Source organism: Candidatus Palauibacter scopulicola (genome assembly GCF_947581915.1).
Classification (GTDB): Bacteria; Gemmatimonadota; Gemmatimonadetes; order Palauibacterales; family Palauibacteraceae; genus Palauibacter; species Palauibacter scopulicola.
In genome coordinates, this window is record NZ_CANPWG010000009.1 from 16,975 (window position 1) to 34,272 (window position 17,298).

Genomic DNA, 17,298 nt, shown 5'->3' on the forward strand with positions numbered 1-17,298 from the left:
GGATGAGCGCGGAGGGCGCCGGAGGTCAACGGGTCATCTTGCCGCGTCCGACCGGCGCGCGAACCTTCAGCGCCACCGGAGCGGAAACTCGATGGGAGGCGAGATGCACGGACGAGCCGTCGCGGGGCTCATGGTCACGGTGGCGCTGACGGCGGCGACTGGCCGGCCGGCCGCGGCGCAGTCGCTCACGGACCTCGTGTCGGAACTGTTCGTGTTCGGGCAGTGCGGGGTGCCTCTGTGCCTCGACCCGGACTTCGAGGAGACGGGGCATTTCGATACGGAGCACGGCCGGCACTACCTGCGCGAACGGGTCCCGCGAAACGACGCGCTCATCCTCGCCTTCCAGGGGGGGATCGCCGGCGTCGTGGGCAGCCTTCCTCCGACCGCGATGTCCGGCGGCCGGATCTGGTCGGACGAAGAGCGGAGCGCGTCGCTCGGGCCGATTTTCGCGGAACGGGCGGAGACCCTCGGGATGGGGCGGTTCTTCCTCGGCCTCGAAGCCACGGCGTTCCAGGTCACGAACTTCAGCGGCGTGCCCACGGACAACCTCGTCCTGAACTTCTTCCACGAGGATTCGGACGTGGCCCTCGGTCCGGACCCCGGCCTCGGCCTGCCCTTCTTCGAGCGCGATGTGCTCCGGGTGCGGACGAACCTTGACCTCGACTACACGGTGGCCACGGCGGTCCTGAGCGCCGGCCTGGCGTCCTTCCTCGACGTGGGATTCGCCGTGCCGGTCGTGCGGGCCAATCTGAGGGGGACGGCACACGCCCAGATCCTGCCGCTCGGCAACGCGCTCGCGCACCGTTTCGGCGGCACGCCCCCCGCGCCGGTCCTCGAGGCGAGCAACGCCGTGAGAGGGTCGGCGACGGGAATCGGCGATGTCTCCGCCCGCGTGAAGATCAACCTCACCGGGGGGACGACCGTGGGCCGCGCGCCGCCGCCCGTGGGCATGGCACTGCTGGCGGACGTCACCTTCCCCACGGGCCAGGAGGAAGATCTGCTCGGCCTGGGCGAGGGGCGTGGCCGCGCCGTGGCGATTCTCTCCCTCAACCGGGGACGGTTCTCGCCCCATCTGAACGCCGGATATCTCCTGCGCGAAGGCAACCTGCGCGACAGGAACTTCGACCGGGACGCGTTGCTCGCGACCGTGGGCTTCGATGCCCAGGCGTCCGATGTCGTCACGGTGGCCGCCGACCTCATCACGCGCTGGGAACTGGCGGATCCCGAGCATCCCATGCCGGGGCCCGTCACCTTCGTCGGCAACCCGGCGCTCACGGTCGAGTCGTCATCCCTCCCGGACGTCGGTCGCCACTTCATCGACCTCGCGGTCGGGCTCAAGTACATGCTCGGCCGAGACATGATCCTCGCCACGAACGCCCTGCTCCCGATCCAGGCCGCCGGCCTGCGACCGGATGTCCTGTGGACCCTGGGGATACAGGGTACGTTCAGGTAGCGGTCGAATAGACCGAATCGCACAATCCCTCGCGTGGAGGTGTCGATGTTCTTCTTGCCGCGAACGGGATCGGCCCGCCGGCGCCCCGTCGCGCCGATGCCGGCCGCCGCCGGAGCGCTCACCGCCGCGGTCCTCGCCGCCGGAGCGCTGGCCGCCGCCCCCCTCGGCGCCCAGACGCCGCCGCGGGCGCGGGATCTCGGGATCCCGTTCCCGGGGGAGCCCGGGGCCTTGAACGCGATTACCGATGTGGCCGGCGTCCGGGTCGGGCACGCGACGATCATCGAAGGGGAGGGGGCGCTCGTCGTCGGGGAGGGCCCCGTGCGCACGGGCGTGACCGCCGTGCTCCCGCGCACGGCGAGCTACGAACCCGTCTTCGCCGGCTGGTACTCGCTGAACGGGAACGGCGAAATGACGGGGACGACCTGGGTCGAGGAATCGGGCTTCCTCGAGGGTCCCGTGATGATCACCAATACCCACAGCGTGGGGGATGTCCACCAGGCGGTCATCGAGTGGTCGCGGGACGCGGAGGCGAACCACCCCATCGCGCCGGGCATCTGGTGGAGCCTGCCGCTGGTAGCGGAGACCTGGGACGGGCGGCTCAACGACATCAACGGGTTCCACGTTGGCAAAGAGCACGTGTTCGCGGCGATCGAGAGCGCCGCCTCGGGCGCCGTCACGGAGGGGGCGGTCGGCGGCGGGACCGGCATGGTGTGCAATTCGTTCAAGGGCGGCATCGGGACCTCGTCCCGGCTCGTCGGGGACTACACCGTCGGCGTGCTCGTGCAGTGCAACTACGGGCGACGGCCGGAATTGCTGATCGCGGGCGTGCCGGTGGGGCGGGAACTCCTCGACTGGACGCCGCCCGGCGGCGCCGACGGATCGGCGGACGCGGGCGCCTTCGACGGTCTCGGTTCGATCATCGTCGTCGTCGCGACGGATGCTCCGCTGCTGCCGCACCAGTTGAAACGGCTCGCGCGCCGGGCGCCGATCGGGATCGGGCGCATGGGGGGCTACGGGGCGAACAGCTCCGGAGACATCTTCATCGCCTTCTCGACGGCGAACGGCGGGGCGTGGAGCCGGGGCGAGAACACGACCGTCGAGATGATGTCGAACGACGCCATCTCGCCGCTGCTGCTCGCCACGGCCCAGGCCACGGAGGAGGCGATCACGAACGCGATGGTGGCGGGACGGACGATGGTGGGGCGGGACGGAAACATGGTACCGGGACTCCCGCACGACGAGGTGCGGCGTATCCTCGCCGCGCACAATCGATTGGAGAGGCCCTAGTGGTTCCCGGGCTGGGGCGAAACAAGCGAAGGGCTTCGGCGGCCGCCTGGATCGCGCTCCTTCTCGCGGTGCTCGCGCCGGGGGCGGCCGAGTGCGCAGTCGATGCCCGGTCGGCCCGCGCGGGTCCGGAGTTCGGCGCCCCCGCCACCCTCGTGGCCGCCGCGCCGATCCCCGCACAGACGGCCCAGGCTTCGGAGCCCGCGGCTTCGGAGTCCGCGTCGGAGCAGGAACTGGGCTTTCTGGCGCGACTCGTCACCTGGCTGCGCGAGACCACCGCGGGGCTAGGGTGGCTGGGACCCTTCTTCTTCGGACTCTTCTACGCGCTCGCCGTGGTGCTCTTCGTGCCGGGTTCGGCGCTGACCATCGCCGGCGGCGTCACCTTCGGCCTCGCGCTCGGCACGCTCACCGTGTTCGTGGGCGCGAACATCGGGGCCGCGCTCGCCTTCCTCATCGCCCGCTACGTGCTGCGCGACCGCGTCGAGAAGCTCCTCGCCAACCGCCCGGCGCTGCGGGCGATCGACCGCGCGGTCGAGACGCAGGGTTGGCGCATCGTTTTCCTCACCCGGCTCTCGCCGGTCTTTCCGTTCAGCGCGCAGAACTACTTCTACGGCCTCACCGGCGTGACATTCCCCCAATACGTCGCAGCCTCGCTCGTGGGAATGTTCCCGGGGACGCTCCTCTACGTGTACATCGGCGCGGCCGGAGCGGAGGTGGCCGAGGCGTCCGGCGGCGCGGCGAGTTGGGGGCAGACCGCCCTGCTCGTGGCCGGCCTCGCCGCCACGGCGGCCGTCGTCGTCCTCGTCACGCGCGTGGCCCGGCGCGAACTCCAGAAGGCGCTGGCCGAGGTCGAAGACACGGCCTGATCGTCGACGGGCGGCCGCGGCGGGTCAGGACAGTTCTTCCACCCGGTGGCCGAGTTCGCGGAGCCTGGCCACGATCGTCGCGATATGGTCGCGGCCGCGCGTCTCGATCGTGAGTTCGATCCCCACCTTCCCGACGGAGATGTCCCCGAAGGCGCGCGTGTGTTCGATGTGGAGGACGTTGGCGCCCTCGATCGCGACGAGCGCCGTCACTTCGTTGAGGTAGCCGGGGCGGTCTCGAACGACGACCGCGAGACGCGCGAGCCGGCCATCGGCCCAGAGCGCGCGGTCGATGACCCGGGACACCAGGTTCATGTCGATGTTGCCGCCGGAGAGGATGCAGACGGTGACGTCGGACGGCTCGAGTTCGACCTTTTCCTCGAGGACGGCGGCCACGGACACCGCTCCGCCGCCCTCCACGACGAACTTCTCGGATTCGAGAAGGAAGAAGATCGCGCGGGTGATCTGTTCCTCGCCGATGAGGACGATGTCGTCCACGAGCGTCGCCAGGTGAGGGAAGGCAAGGTCGCCGATCCGCTTCACGGCGATGCCGTCCGCGAGCGTGTCGGAGTTCTCCAGGTGCACGGGTTTCCCGGCGGCGAGCGACTCCCGGGCCCCCGGCGAGGCCGCGGCCTCCACGCCGATCACGCGCACATTCGGGCGCTGTGCCTTCACCACGGTCGCGATGCCCGAGATCATCCCGCCGCCTCCGACCGGAACGATGACCGTCGTGAGGTCGGGCACCTGTTCGAGGATCTCCAGCCCGATCGTCCCCTGGCCCGCCATCACATCGAGGTCATCGAAGGCGTGGACGGGCGTGAGCCCCTCCTCGCGGGCCAGGCGGTCGACGAGCGCCATCCCGTCGGAGAGGGTCTCCCCGGTCTGAATCACGCGGGCGCCGTAGCCGCGCGTGTGGGCGACCTTGATGAGGGGCGCGTGCGTGGGCATCACGATTGTACACGCGATCTCCAGCCGGGAGGCGTGATAGGCGAGAGCCTGGGCGTGATTCCCGGCGCTGGCCGCGACGACACCGCCCTCGCGGGCGGCCGGGCCCAGGCGGAGGAGCTTGTGGAGCGATCCCCGGTCCTTGAACGATCCGGTGCGCTGCCGGAACTCGGTCTTGAGATGGAAGCGGCCCTCGGCGCGTGCCTCGAGGGCGAAGGACTGCGGGCAAGTGGTTCGCGCCACGCCCGACCGGATCCGTTCGCGCGCCGCGACGACATCTGAGTTCCTCAGCATGGGGAGCAAGACCCCGTTCAAGGTGACCGGGTTCCGCGGGGGGCGTCAGGACACGAGGCGCCGAAGCCGGTCGATCGCGCCGGCGGCGTCGAAGCGGGTCAGGTCGATCGCGTGTCCACCGTCGCCGCCCTCCTCAAGCCAGCGGCCCACCATCGCGCTGGACACGGATTCCCGGGGCGAAAGCACGGTGGGCGCCCGCAACTCCGCCACTCGCACCGCGTAGCAGGCGTTTTCCACGGCCTCCTCCCAGGCGCCGTCGACCCAGTCTACGCGGCGCCGCCGGAGCACCTGCCCGCGCGCCACGGGCTGGAGCATCCGGTGCGCCTCGTCGAGCCCGGGGAGCACAATGAGCCACGAATGCGGCTCGGCTTCCGGCTCCAGCAGGAACCGAAGCTCCTCGAGTTCCTCGATCCAGTCGAGACGAAGTTGCGCCGCTGCGGCCCGCTCGAACTCCAGCCTCTCGGAGGCGGCGTCGCGCGCCTCGGCGAAACGGTCCAGGAGTTCCCACGCGTAGCCCGGCTCGGCGAGCAGGCGCCCGGCCGCTTCCGCCTGCCGCCGATAGGCGTTGAGTCCCACGCGGCGCGCGCAGGGCGCGGTGCAGAGGCCCATGTCGAACTGCATGCAGGGGCTCCGCGCCGGGTCCGGGCGCACCGCTTCGGCGCAACTCCGCAGCCGGACGATCTTCTCCACAAGGCGACGGATGCGCTCGGGCAACCGGCGACTCCGGAAGGGGCCGACGTAGCGGGCCTCGGCCCGGCGCGGCCGGCGCACGACGCGCAGCCGCGGGAAGGGTTCGTTCCGGGGCAGCTCCAGGTACCAGCCGGCATCGCGCCGCTTGAGCGCCCGGTTGTAGGGAGGACGCTGGCCGAGGATGCGCTCCGCTTCCACGAGCCGCGCCTCCAGGTCGCTCCCGGTCGGGTGCGCCTCGACGTCCCGGGCGATCCGCAGCATCTCGGCCAGACGCTCGTTCGTTGGCCCGCCCGAGTAGAAGTACCCCCGCACGCGCCGCCGCAGGTTCACGCTCTTCCCCACGTAGAGGGGATGCCCGTGCGCATCCACGAAGACGTAGACGCCCGGGCTCGCGGGAAGATCGGGCACCCATTCCGGAACCGGCGTCGCGCGCGGGATCGCGGGACCTCCTCTGTCTTCGGCCTTCGGTTTCCCGCGGCCCGGCCGGCGGCGGGACCGGGGAATGTCGGATTCGGGTTGTCTTCGGTCAAGCGCCGGGACGACGCCGGCCTCCGGGGGACCGCCCTCGTTTGGCCGCGGCGCGGCGGCCGCGCATATTCGGCCGCCATGATCGCGCTCATCACCGGCATCACGGGACAGGATGGCTCGTACCTGGCCGAGTTCCTGCTCGACAAGGGGTACGAGGTCCACGGCGTCGTGCGCCGTTCCTCGGTGGAGAAGTACGACCGGATCTCCCATCTCCGGGACCGTGTCACGCTCCACCAGGCGGACCTGCTCGACCAGTTGTCGCTCATCCGCGTGCTCGAACGCGTGGAGCCGCGGGAGGTCTACAACCTCGCTGCGCAGTCCTTCGTCCCCACCTCCTGGGATCAGCCGCTGCTGACGGGCGAGTTCACCGCGCTGGGCGTCACGCGCATGCTCGAGGCGATCCGCGCGGTCGATCCCGCGATCCGCTTCTACCAGGCCTCTTCGTCGGAGATGTTCGGGAAGGTGCGGGAGACTCCACAGAACGAGGACACGCCCTTCTACCCGCGCAGCCCCTATGGCGTCGCGAAGGTGTACGGCCACTTCATCACCGTGAACTACCGGGAGAGCTACGACCTGTTCGCGACGAGCGGGATCCTCTTCAATCACGAGAGTCCCCGGCGGGGCCGCGAGTTCGTCACGCGCAAGGTGAGCCGGGAGGCGGCCCGCATCCATCGCGGGCTCGTCGACCGTTTGTCGATCGGGAACCTGGGGGCGGAGCGCGACTGGGGGTTTGCGGGCGACTACGTCGAGGCGATGTGGCTCATGCTGCGGGCGGAGACGCCGGAGGACTACGTGATCGGCACCGGCGTGACGCATTCCGTGCAACGGTTGATCGAGATCGCCTTCGACGAGATCGGACGCGACTGGCGCGAGCACGTCGAGCAGGATCCGGCGCTCCTGAGGCCGGCCGAAGTCGAGCGGCTCTGCGCCGACCCGTCGAAGGCGAAGCGGCAGCTGGGCTGGGAGCCCCGCATGTCGTTCGAGGAGATGATCCGCCTCATGGTGCGAACGGACATCGAGCGGCTCGACGCCACGGCCCGCTAACCGGGGCCGGCGGCCCACCGCCGGCTAGGTCCGCAGTTTCGCGAAGAGCAGGAGGCCGGCGCCGAAGAAGATGGTGTTGGGCAGCCAGGCCGCCGCCGCCGGTGACAGCGCTCCCCCCGCCCCCATCGCCTCGGCGATGCGGATCAGGGTCAGGAAGAGGATCGTCGTCCCGAGCGCGATCCCGATCGAGGTCGGCGCGCCGCCCCGCTTGTTGCTCTGCGCGAGCGGTATCCCGAACACGGCGATCACGAGGCACGCGAAGGGGAAGGCGATGCGCTGCGCGCGGGAGGTTCTGAGTCCGTTCGTCGTGCCGCCCGAGCGTTCGACGGACTCGATGAGGCGCCCCAGTTCCGCGTAACGCATCTCGTCCGGTTCCTTGGGTCTGGCCTGCAGTTCCTCGGGCGTTTCGTCCAGTTGGCGCACGAACAGTTCGGCGAACTCGAAGGCGGTCTCCTCCTCCGGGCCGCGGAACTCCCGCATCCACCCCTGCTGGAGCACCCAGCGAGCGGACGCCGAGTCGTACCGCGCGACGTTGGCCGTGATGTGGATGGTGGGGAAGTCGGGTTCCGATCCCCTCCGCTCGATCTGCACGTCGTCCATCCGGCCCTCAAGCGCGTCGAGCAGCCGCGCCTTGTACACGAGGCCGTCGTCCCCCCGGTAGACGAACGAGTTCCGGATCGTCTGGCTGCGGGCCTCCTCCCGCTCCAGGACCTCGGCCGATTTCCGCGTCGTCACGGCGACGAGCTCCGTGAGACCCAGCGCGACGAAACTGAGCAGCGTGGCGCCGCAGAGGATCGGGAAGGCGAGCCGGTAGAAGGAAACGCCGCCCGCCTTGACGGCCGCGACCTCGAAGTTCCGGGACATGGAGGCCACCGTGAACACGGATCCGAGCAGGACGGCGATCGGGAATCCGAGCAGCGAATGGTACGGGAACTCGTACACGTAGTGGAGGATGATCTGGGACCAGGTCGATCCCTGGTCGAGGAACCTGTCGAGGTTGTCGGCGATGTCGATGACCACGAAGAGGAAGGGCACGCCGAGCGCACAGGCCGCGAAAATCCTCAGGAACTGGGAAAGGACGTACCGGTCGAGCAGCTTCACGGCGTCAGCGCATCACCTTGGTGGAGCGCGCCAGGGCCACGAGTCCGGCGGCGCCGAAGATGACGTTCGGGGCCCACATGGCCCAGAGCGGCGAGATCCAGAGGCGGTCGGCGAGCCGCTCGCCCCCGATGAGCGAGACGTAGTACGCCCCGAAGATGCCCAGGCTGACCCCGACCACGAGCGCGACCCCGCCGCGCGGAAACCGGACGGCGATCGGGGCGCCGAGGAGGACGAAGACGATGCACGCGGCCGGGATCGTCCCCTTCTTGTGAATCTCGACCCAGTACTGGTTGATGCGGCGAAGGCCCGTGACCTCGCGCTCGGCGTACGACTGGAACTGGTTCGCCGCATCGGAGGCGGAGTAGAAGCGGCGGGCCGCGCTCTCGGCGACCTGCGTCGTGGAATCCGGCGCGGCGCGCTCCTGCGCGGGTTCCGGCCCCATCTCGCCTCGCGCTAGCGCGCCCGGTGTCGCGGAGAGGTCGTCGCCCCGGTCGGGGAGATCGGCTTCCCAGTCGGGAACGTCGCTTTCAAGGTCGGGGATGCCATCCTTCCGGTCGGCGATGTCATCCAACCGGCCGGCCATGTAGTCGTCCAGGTCGGGGATCTCGCTCACCCCGGTACGGGTCCCGCCTGCGGGCCTGACCACGGGACCCGGCGCGTCCGCGAGGGGCTGCTCGAAGTCCAGCAGCATGGCGGTGATCGCCTGCGCGTACACGAGGCTCTCCGAACGAGCTGCGTCCGCCATCTGCGCGCCGCGATCGGCCTCCACGCGCATGTCGGCGATGTTCATCTCGCGGTCGCCGCGTATGGCTGCGGTATCGCGCTCGAGCCCGTTCGCCACGTCCGGAATCTTGAGCAGCATCCGCTCGAAGGCGATCCGCCGGAAGGCGTGCGGACGCTCGTTCATGCGTACCTGGACGACGCCGTCCTCGAGGTCGAAGTAGAGGTCCTCTCCCTGCTCCGAGAAGCCCATCTTCCCACGGGTCGCATAGATGGAGCGGCTCTCCTGGCCGTTCCGCTCATCGTAGATCGCGACATCGTGGACCACGCTCTCCTCCCGGTCGATCATGCCGGGGTGTACGTAGACATAGGACGGGAGCACCTCGTTGATCGTATGTTCCCGAAGGTTGAAGGTCGGCTTCTTCCGGCCGATCCCCGTGAGCAGGACCTGCAGGTGATGATTCGACTGCGGCAGGACCGTGTTGTTGAACCAGGTCATTCCGCCGGCGAGGATGACGGCACAGACGAGGAGCGGGGCCATCACGCGCGACAGCGGGATGCCGCTCGCCTTGACGGCGGTGATCTCGAAGTCGCCCTCCATCCGGCTGAAGACGTACAGGACCGCGACGAGCACGGCCATCGGCAGCGTCTGGGCGAGGATGAAGGGGATCGAGTAGACGAAGACCTCGGCGATCACCGCCGATTCGAGGTCCTTGCCGATGAGCCGCTCGAAGCGCTTGCTCACCTGGTCGAGGAGGAGCAGCACCGTGGTGCCGATGACGGCGAAGATGAACGGTCCGGCGTGACGGCGCAGGATATAGCGGGTGAGAGTTCGCATCGCCCCGAGATTACTGTGTTTTCGGGCCGTTGTCAGCCCGGGCGGGTCTTCCCGGGGCCGATTCCGGCCCGCGGGTTCGTCACGGTCCGCCAACTTCTGTACCAGGATGCAGCCGGATAGATCCCTGCGGGGCGCGGGCGCTCCGCCGCGCCGGGTCGCCATCGTGCTCATGAGCGCGGTGGGAAGCACCGTCCAGGGGATGCCCATCGTCGCGTCCCTCCGGCGGGCGTGGCCTCGCGCACACATCACCTGGGTCCTGCAGCCGGGCCCGGCGACCCTGATGGCCGGCCGGCCCGACGTGGACCGGATCCTGCTCTTTCACCGCAGGCTCGGCGCCCGCGGCTATGCCCGCTTTCGGCGCGAGGTGGCGGGAGAGACGTTCGATCTCGTCATCTGTCTGCAGCCGAACTTCAAGGGGGGGATGGTCACGCGTCTCCTGCGCGCCCCGGCGCGCCTCGGCCACGATCGGGCGCGCGCCCGCGACCTGAGTTGGGTGGCCACGAACCGCCGCATCCCGCCCGCGCCGGTGGCCCACATCCAGGACGAACTGTTCGAGTTCCTCGATCACCTCGGCGTTCCGCGATGCCTGGAGTGGCGGTTTCATTTCACGGAGGAGGAACGGAGGGTTGCGACGCGGTGGCGGGAGGGATTCTCGCGCCCGGTGCTTGCCGTCGTGCCGCGGAGTTCCAACGCCCGGAGAAACTGGACCCTCGAGGGGACGGCGCGGGTAATCGACGTGGCGGCCGGCGATCTGGGTCTTGAGCCCGTCCTCCTGGGAGGCGACTCCGAAGAGGAACTGCGGGACGCCCGCCGCCTCGGGGAACTGTGCGGGGCTCCGCCGCGCGTCGCGCTGGGCGGGACGCTGAGGGAGTTGGCGGGCCGGCTCACCGCGAGCGACCTCGTGCTGGCGCCGGACACGGGTCCGCTGCACATGGCGGTGGCGCTGGGGACGCCGACGATCGGACTGTACGGGTACACGGACCCCGAACGCAGCGGTCCCTACGGCCGGTTCACGGATCTCACGGTGGACCGGTTCGGCGCCTCGACCGGCTCCGACGGCGGGCGACCGCCGTCGCGGGCCACCCGGCGCCGCCGCATGTCGAGGATCCGCGCGGAGGATGTCTTGCTTAAGCTGGAGCGGGCCATCCGCTCCTATCTGAAGACTTGAAGGGCGGCACATGACCGAAGGGATGAAGACCGTGATGGGCCGGATCCTGTGGGTCGACGACGAAGTCGACCTGCTGCGTCCGCATCTCATGCTGCTGCGGTCCTCGGGATACCACGTCGACGCGGTGATGAACGGCCAGGACGCGATGGAACTCCTGACGGCGGCTTCCTACGATCTCGTGCTCCTGGATGAGCGGATGCCGGGGCTGCGCGGGATCGAGGTGCTCGACCGCATCCGGAGTTCCGCCCCGCGCCTCCCCGTCGTGATGGTCACGAAGAGCGAAGAAGAATCGACCATGCACGAGGCGATCGGCCGGCGGGCGGACGACTACATCGTCAAACCGACGAGCCCCCGGCAGGTGCTGTCGGTCGTGACGCGGCTCCTCGCCGGCCCGGCCCTGCGCCACGAGCACATCACGCGCGATTTCTCGCGCCGCTTCGGCGAGTTGCGGGAGCGGGTCTCCACGGCCACTTCGTGGCGGGACTGGGCCGACCTGTACTCGGAACTCGTCGACTGGGACCTGAAGCTGGAAGAGGCCGGCGAGTCGGGGCTGCGCGAGATCCTCAACGGGCTGCACACCGACCTGAGCCGCGGCTTCTGCGATCTCGTAGCGGATCGCTACGGAGAGTGGGTGCACGAGGGAGGCGAGCCGGGGCCGACCCTCTCGGTCGACGTGCTGTCCCGCTTCTTCCGGCCGATCCTGGACGAGGATCCGGCCGCGCTGCTCGTCGTGATGGACTGCATGCGGCTGGACCAGTGGCGGGCCGTCCTCCCCATCGTGAGCGAATTCTTCGAGATCGAGGAGGCGCTCTACGCAGGCCTGCTGCCCACCGCGACCCCGTTCGCGCGCAACGCGATCTTCGGAGGCACCTTCGCGGACGAACTCGCCGAGAGTTATCCCGAGTGGTGGGAGAGGGGGAGCGAAATCGGCTACAACTCGTTCGAGGATGAACTCTTCGAGCGGCATATCCACGACCTGACCGCGTCGCGGATCCCCGTACACTACGAGAAGATCTTCTCGGCCCAGGAGAGCGAGCCCATGCTTGCGCGGCTCGGCGGTTACCTGTCGTCCCCTTCGGCCACCGCGCTCGTGTTCGGATTCGTGGACATGCTCACACACGGGAGGGCGCGGTCGCGTCTGATCTGGGAGATGGCGCAGGACAGCAGTGCGCTGCGCTCTCTCACGGTGACCTGGTTCGAGCGTTCGCCGGCGCTGAAGGCGCTGCAGCTGGCCGCGCAGCGGGGCGTCCGGGTCCTCCTGACGACGGACCACGGCTCGATTCACTGCCGGCGGCCCGCGACGATCTACGCCGGGCGCGACGCGTCGACGAGCCTGCGCTACAAGATCGGCGACGACATGAAGGTCGAGAACCCGGCCGCGGTCATGTCGACGTCGGATGCGGACGAATGGCGGCTGCCTCCCGGCGGGATGAACAAGACCTTCGCCCTCTGTCGCGAGGACTACTTCTTCGTCTATCCGACGAGGCTGCGGGAATACCAGAACCGATATCGGGACAGCTTCCTGCACGGTGGGGTGAGCCCCGACGAGATGGTGCTTCCGGCCGCGCTCCTCACGCCGCGGTGACGCGATGAACCCGGGCCGGGACGGGAGGGGCGCCTCGTCGTATCGGCGGCTGCTCCGGTTCCTGCGCCCCTATCGCTGGACCTTCCTCGCGAGCCTGGCGCTCGGCGTGCTCGCGGCCGGACTCGAGGCGTTCAGCCTCCTCCTGCTCATCCCGTTCCTCCGCTCGCTGTTCGGCATGGGGCCGCCGCTGCCCGGCGGCGGACGGAACGCGGCGGAGCGCTTCATCGATGGGATCGCGGGGGGGTGGCTCGGCCCGGAGGCGGGACTCGACGGGTTGCGGGCCGTGTGCGTGCTGGTGCTCGCCGCGCTCCTCCTCAAGAACCTCTGCGTCGTCGGGGGGCGGGCGCTCTCGATCCGCACGCAGGAGTTCCTCGTCCGCGACGTGCGCAACGCCGTGCACGCGCACCTGCAGCGCCTGCCGCTCACCTTCTTCGAGCGCGGCAAGGCGGGACAGTTGATCGCGCGCGTGATCGCGGATGCGGGGGAGGCGAAGCCCGTCGTGACGGACGCCCTCGCGCAGGCCGTGCGCCAGGCGGCGACCCTCGCGGCCTACGCCGTGGCGCTGTTCGCTCTCTCGTGGAGGCTGGCGCTGATCGCCGTCATCCTGGTGCCGCTCGTGTGGCTCGGCCTGCGGCCGCTGCTCGGCCGGCTGCGCGAGAGATTCCGCCGCACCTGGGATGACCACGGCGAACTCGTCGCGGCGCTGCAGGAATCGCTGGGCGCGGTGCGGCTCGTGAAGTCGAGGGTCGCCGAGGACTTCGAGGAGAAGCGCTTTCGGCACCGTTCCGACGCCTTCAGCCGCAGGCGGATCACGGCGGCCACGACCCGGCACCTCGCCTCGCCCCTCTCCGAAACCCTCGCGTCCATCGTGGCGCTCGGACTCGTCTGGATCGGCGCGTCGTTCGTCGGGAGCGGCGGGTCGATCGCGCCCGAACAGTTCGTCGCCTTCGTGACCATCGCGCTGCGCGCCATCTCGCCGGTGAAGGGGTTCGCGCAGTATCCGGCCATCGCCGCGCAGGGGCTCGCCGCGGCCGACCGGTTCTTCGAGATCCTCGACCGGGACCCGGAGCCGGCCGGAGGGTCGCGGATCGCGACGGGGCCCGAACGGGAGATCCGCTACGAGAACGTCAGCTTCGCCTACGAGCGGGGCCGGCCGGCGCTGAGCGGCGTCGACCTCGCCATCCCGCGCGGATCCGTCGTCGCGATCGTCGGGGCGTCCGGGAGCGGGAAATCCACGCTGGTCGACCTGCTGCCCCGGTTTGCGGACCCGCAGGCGGGGCGGGTCACCATCGATGGGACGGACATCCGGGAGTTCTCGCTGGACTCGCTCCGGCGGCTCACCGGTCTGGTGGGGCAGGAGGCGGTGCTCTTCCACGACACGGTGGCGGCGAACATCGCCTACGGAGAAGACGCGCCGGACCCGGCGGCGGTCGAGGCGGCGGCGCGGACGGCCGGGGCGCACGGCTTCATCGCAGGACTGCCCGACGGCTACGGCACCGTGCTCGGCGATCGCGGGGTCCGCCTGTCGACGGGCCAGCGCCAGCGCATCGGCATCGCGCGGGCCCTCTTCCGCGACCCTCCGATCCTCATCCTGGACGAGGCCACTTCGGCCGTGGATGCCGAAACGGAGACGGCGCTGAGGGCAGCGGCGGAGGGCTTTCGCGGCCGCACGGTGATCGTGGTGGCCCACCGGCTCTCCACGGTGCGCGAAGCCGACCGGATCTTCGTCCTCGAGCGGGGGCGGCTCGTGGACGCCGGCCGCCATGACGCGCTCGTCTCTCGCGGCGGACCATACCGCCGGCTGTTCGGCCGGCAGCTCGAACGCGTCTCGCAACCGTGAGGGACCGGGAGGGCCGGGCCGGGCGGCGTGGCGGGGACGGCGGCCGGGGTGCCGGCCGACGGCTCGCGGACGCGCTCGTGGACGGCGGAGTGACCGGCCTGCATCTCGGACTCCGCGCCGCGCCGGAACCGGTGGCGCTCGCGGCCGGCCGGGCGCTCGGGACGCTGTGTCGCGACCCTCTCCGCGTGCGGCGCCGCGTGGTCGACGCCCAGATCGCCGCGAGCTTCCCGGCCGCGACGCCGCACTGGGTGCGCGGCACGGCCCGCGCCTGCTACCGCCACTTCGGCCGGGAGGCCGCGCTCCTCATGGGCGGCCCGCCCCGGGTCGAGCGGACGCTGGCTCGCGTCGCCGACGAGGCCGGGCTGGGTCCGCGTCTGCGCGCCGCGGTCGCGGAGCGGGACGGCGCCGTGGTCGTCGCCGGGCACCTCGGCAACTGGGAGCTCGGCGGCGCCGCCGTGCGGGCACTCGGAGTGCGCGTGACGGCGGTCGTGCAGCGGCAGCGAGGCGCCTTCGGCCGTCGGCTTCGCGACCTGCGCGCGCGGATGGGACTGGACGTGCTCGACCGCGACGCGGCAGCGCGGCCGGCGCTCGACGCGCTGCGCTCCGGTCGCATCCTGGCCCTCGTGGCCGATCAGCACACCCGGCGCGGCAGCGCCCCGATCGACTTCCTGGGCCGCCCCGCCTGGACTTCGCTCGCCCCGGCGCGTTTGTGTCTCGCGGCCGATGTCCCTCTCTTCTTCGCGGCCCTCGTTCGAGACCCATCGGGGTACAGGATCGTCCATGAAGAGATCGGCGGCGTTCGGTCCGGCGCCGGCGGCGACCCGGTCGAGGTCACGAAGGGATGGGTTCGGGCGCTGGAAAGGGAGATCGAACGGCGGCCCGAGCAGTACTTCTGGTTCCACCGGCGCTGGAAGCGGGTGGCGCAAAGCGGAGGCGGCGCGTGATTCACATCGGGATTCCGGTGCGCAACGAGCGCGAGACCATCGGTCCGCTGCTCTGGCGCATCCGCGAGTTGCTCTACGGCGAGCGGCGGCAGTTTCACGTGCTCGTCTGCGACGATGCCTCGAACGACGGGACGGACGAAGCCCTCGAGCGGTATCCGCGGGTGCTCCCGCTGACCGTGCTCCGCAACGAAGAGCGCCGGGGCTACGCCGCGAGCCTCGACCGGCTGATCCGGGCGACGCTCCGCCGCTCGGGGTATCCCCGGCGCGATGCGTTCGTCTCCATGCAGGGAGATTTCTCCGATCCCCCCGAGCGCTTGCCGGAGATGCTCCGCCGCTTCGAGGGCGGCGCCGACCTCGTCACGGTCGCGCGCGGCGAACCCGAACCCCTGCCCCGGCGCCTGACCCGGGCCGGCGGCCGGCTCTGCGGCCGTCATCTGCTCGCGGCTCCGGCCGTGACGGACCCTTATGCTTCTCTCCGGTTATATAGGTTGTTCGCTCTGGAACGCGCCGTCGCCGCCGGCGATGGGCCGCTGTTGCAGTACGAGGGCTGGGCCGCCAACGCCGCGCTGCTCCTGCAGGTGTGGCCGTTTGTACGAAGATTCGAGGAGATTCCGCATGATCCGCACCCCCCCCGCCGATACCGCGACGCCCGCTTCCGGGCCGGAGAGCAGCTCCGGCAGCTGTTCGCGGCCGGCCGGGACCGCGACCTGCGCGAGATCGGCCGGCAGGTCGTGGAAGTCGCCTGACATGCCGAAGCGTCTCCCCGGGCTCGCCCCCGCCCTCGCCGCGGTCGTCGTCGCCTCCCTTGCCGGCATCGCTCCGCTCGCGGGCCAGGCCGGATCGGAAGCGATGGTGGCCGATCCGTTCCCCCGGGCGTGGCCCTTCGCGATCGGCCAGGAGGCCGAATACGCGGTCACGTTCGGACCCGTGCGGTTCGGGCAGATGCACCTGCGCGTGGAAGCCCGGGACACGATCCGCAGCACGCCCGCGTACCGGATCGCGATGGAGATGAAGGGGAGCATACCCTTCTACAGGATGGACGACCGCTCGGTGAGCTGGCTCGCCACGGAGCCGTACCGAACGCTCCGGTTCGAGGAGATCCTGCATCAGGGCGCCTACCGGAGACACCAGCGCTGGGAGTTGGATCACGAGGTGCTGACGGCCACGCGAGAAGACTGGGATGAGGAGATTCAGGCCTACCGTCCGCACCGCCGGCAACGGGACCTCCCCATACCGGCGGGCGCGCTGGACGAGATCTCGTATCTCTTCCTGATCCGGAGCCTCCCCTTCGAAGTCGGACAGACCTACGAATTCGACCGCTACTTCGAGGAGGACGGCAATCCCGTCATCGTCGAGGTCCTCCGTCGGGAGCGCGTGCGGGTCCCCGCGGGGACGTTCGAGACGTTCGTCGTGCGTCCCACCATCCAGACCGATGGCCTGTTCGGGGAAGAGGGGCAGGCCGAGGTCTTCATCTCGGACGACGACCGTCGCCTCATCGTGCAGATCAAGAGCCGCATGAGGCGAGGCAGCGTGAACATGTATCTTCGCGACTTCGAGCAGAATGAGGCGGAGACCGGCCGCTGACGATCGAACCGGCTGTGGGCACTCCCTTTTTGCCGTGGCGCACCCTACGTTAGTCTTGAAGCCTGTACGGCGACGACGACGAGCAAGGAGGTGCCTTGAGCAAAGGAAATCATGTGCCGAATTCAAGTGACCGGGCCCGCGATGAGCTGTTCAGCCACATTCGCCGCTGTGGCGTGCTCGACGCGGAAGAAGAGCAGCGGCAAGAGTGGTTCGACGATACGATCCAGTACCTCGGAGAGCGATATCCGGAATTGACGCCGGCTGAGCTGTCTGTCCTGCGCACCATCGGCGAGCGGTACTGTGCCCCGGCGATTCCGCACGGAGGCGCGGCCCGGCAGCCAAAGCAGGAAGCCCAGGTTTAGCATCACCGGCGAGGTAACGAGGTAACGTAGCCTGAACGAACCCCCGCCCCCGGAC

15 protein-coding genes are annotated in these 17,298 nt (G+C 70.1%); 11 read left to right on the forward strand and 4 right to left on the reverse strand.

The window, feature by feature from the left end; all coding sequences use genetic code 11:
* Positions 1 to 103 precede the first annotated feature (103 nt).
* The 3 genes from RN743_RS01500 to RN743_RS01510 are packed head-to-tail and all read left to right on the forward strand — an operon-like array spanning position 104 to position 3,603.
* Positions 104 to 1,453, forward strand: coding sequence for a hypothetical protein (locus RN743_RS01500; protein WP_310775518.1), 1,350 nt, complete (start codon positions 104 to 106; stop codon positions 1,451 to 1,453).
* 45 nt (positions 1,454 to 1,498) lie between these two features.
* Entirely contained in the window at positions 1,499 to 2,740 is a 1,242-nt protein-coding gene (locus tag RN743_RS01505; protein WP_310775520.1) for a P1 family peptidase, read from the forward strand.
* Positions 2,740 to 3,603 carry a TVP38/TMEM64 family protein gene (locus tag RN743_RS01510; RefSeq protein ID WP_310775523.1) on the forward strand — a complete coding sequence of 288 codons (864 nt, stop codon included), beginning with the start codon at positions 2,740 to 2,742 and terminating at the stop codon, positions 3,601 to 3,603. The genes RN743_RS01505 and RN743_RS01510 overlap by 1 nt, the downstream gene beginning before the upstream one ends.
* 24 nt (positions 3,604 to 3,627) lie before the next feature.
* On the opposite strand, the gene ilvA is transcribed toward RN743_RS01510, so the two are convergent.
* Together ilvA and RN743_RS01520 are read right to left on the reverse strand one after the other, a co-directional pair.
* Positions 3,628 to 4,839 carry a threonine ammonia-lyase gene (gene ilvA / locus RN743_RS01515; RefSeq protein ID WP_310775525.1) on the reverse strand — a complete coding sequence of 404 codons (1,212 nt, stop codon included), beginning with the start codon at positions 4,837 to 4,839 and terminating at the stop codon, positions 3,628 to 3,630.
* Between the two features lie 45 nt (positions 4,840 to 4,884).
* Positions 4,885 to 5,937, reverse strand: a complete 1,053-nt coding sequence (locus RN743_RS01520; RefSeq protein WP_310775527.1) for a hypothetical protein — start codon at positions 5,935 to 5,937, stop codon at positions 4,885 to 4,887.
* A 198-nt stretch (positions 5,938 to 6,135) separates the two neighbouring features.
* Between RN743_RS01520 and gmd the strand changes: the two genes are divergently transcribed.
* Positions 6,136 to 7,101 (forward strand): GDP-mannose 4,6-dehydratase, encoded by a 966-nt coding sequence (gmd, locus tag RN743_RS01525; protein ID WP_343218975.1) that lies wholly within the window; start codon positions 6,136 to 6,138, stop codon positions 7,099 to 7,101.
* A gap of 24 nt (positions 7,102 to 7,125) precedes the next feature.
* Here gmd and RN743_RS01530 read toward each other — a convergent pair whose 3' ends face one another.
* Both RN743_RS01530 and RN743_RS01535 read right to left on the reverse strand, forming a co-directional pair.
* A complete protein-coding gene (locus RN743_RS01530) occupies positions 7,126 to 8,202 on the reverse strand; it encodes an LptF/LptG family permease (RefSeq protein ID WP_310775531.1) in 1,077 nt (358 codons plus the stop codon).
* Positions 8,203 to 8,206: 4 nt separating this feature from the next.
* Positions 8,207 to 9,760 carry an LptF/LptG family permease gene (locus tag RN743_RS01535; RefSeq protein ID WP_310775533.1) on the reverse strand — a complete coding sequence of 518 codons (1,554 nt, stop codon included), beginning with the start codon at positions 9,758 to 9,760 and terminating at the stop codon, positions 8,207 to 8,209.
* Positions 9,761 to 9,866: 106 nt separating this feature from the next.
* Here RN743_RS01535 and RN743_RS01540 point away from each other — a divergent pair, with 106 nt between their 5' ends.
* The 7 genes from RN743_RS01540 (at position 9,867) to RN743_RS01570 (ending at position 17,243) form a co-directional block, all read left to right on the forward strand.
* Positions 9,867 to 10,928, forward strand: coding sequence for a glycosyltransferase family 9 protein (locus tag RN743_RS01540; protein WP_310775535.1), 1,062 nt, complete (start codon positions 9,867 to 9,869; stop codon positions 10,926 to 10,928).
* 10 nt (positions 10,929 to 10,938) lie between these two features.
* Positions 10,939 to 12,513, forward strand: a complete 1,575-nt coding sequence (locus RN743_RS01545; RefSeq protein ID WP_310775537.1) for a bifunctional response regulator/alkaline phosphatase family protein — start codon at positions 10,939 to 10,941, stop codon at positions 12,511 to 12,513.
* 4 nt (positions 12,514 to 12,517) lie between these two features.
* A complete protein-coding gene (locus tag RN743_RS01550) occupies positions 12,518 to 14,353 on the forward strand; it encodes an ABC transporter ATP-binding protein (protein ID WP_310775539.1) in 1,836 nt (611 codons plus the stop codon).
* Complete coding sequence (locus RN743_RS01555) at positions 14,350 to 15,297, forward strand: lysophospholipid acyltransferase family protein (protein ID WP_310775541.1); 948 nt, start codon at positions 14,350 to 14,352, stop codon at positions 15,295 to 15,297. Before RN743_RS01550 ends, RN743_RS01555 begins: the two co-directional genes overlap by 4 nt.
* The gene (locus RN743_RS01560; protein WP_310775543.1) at positions 15,294 to 16,043 is read left to right on the forward strand and encodes a glycosyltransferase family 2 protein; all 750 of its coding nucleotides are present in this window, start codon (positions 15,294 to 15,296) and stop codon (positions 16,041 to 16,043) included. Before RN743_RS01555 ends, RN743_RS01560 begins: the two co-directional genes overlap by 4 nt.
* A 1-nt stretch (position 16,044) precedes the next feature.
* Positions 16,045 to 16,881: a DUF3108 domain-containing protein gene (locus tag RN743_RS01565; protein ID WP_310775545.1), complete on the forward strand. Its 837-nt coding sequence runs from the start codon at positions 16,045 to 16,047 to the stop codon at positions 16,879 to 16,881.
* 95 nt (positions 16,882 to 16,976) lie between these two features.
* Positions 16,977 to 17,243 (forward strand): hypothetical protein, encoded by a 267-nt coding sequence (locus RN743_RS01570; protein WP_310775547.1) that lies wholly within the window; start codon positions 16,977 to 16,979, stop codon positions 17,241 to 17,243.
* The last annotated feature ends 55 nt before the right edge of the window (positions 17,244 to 17,298 follow it).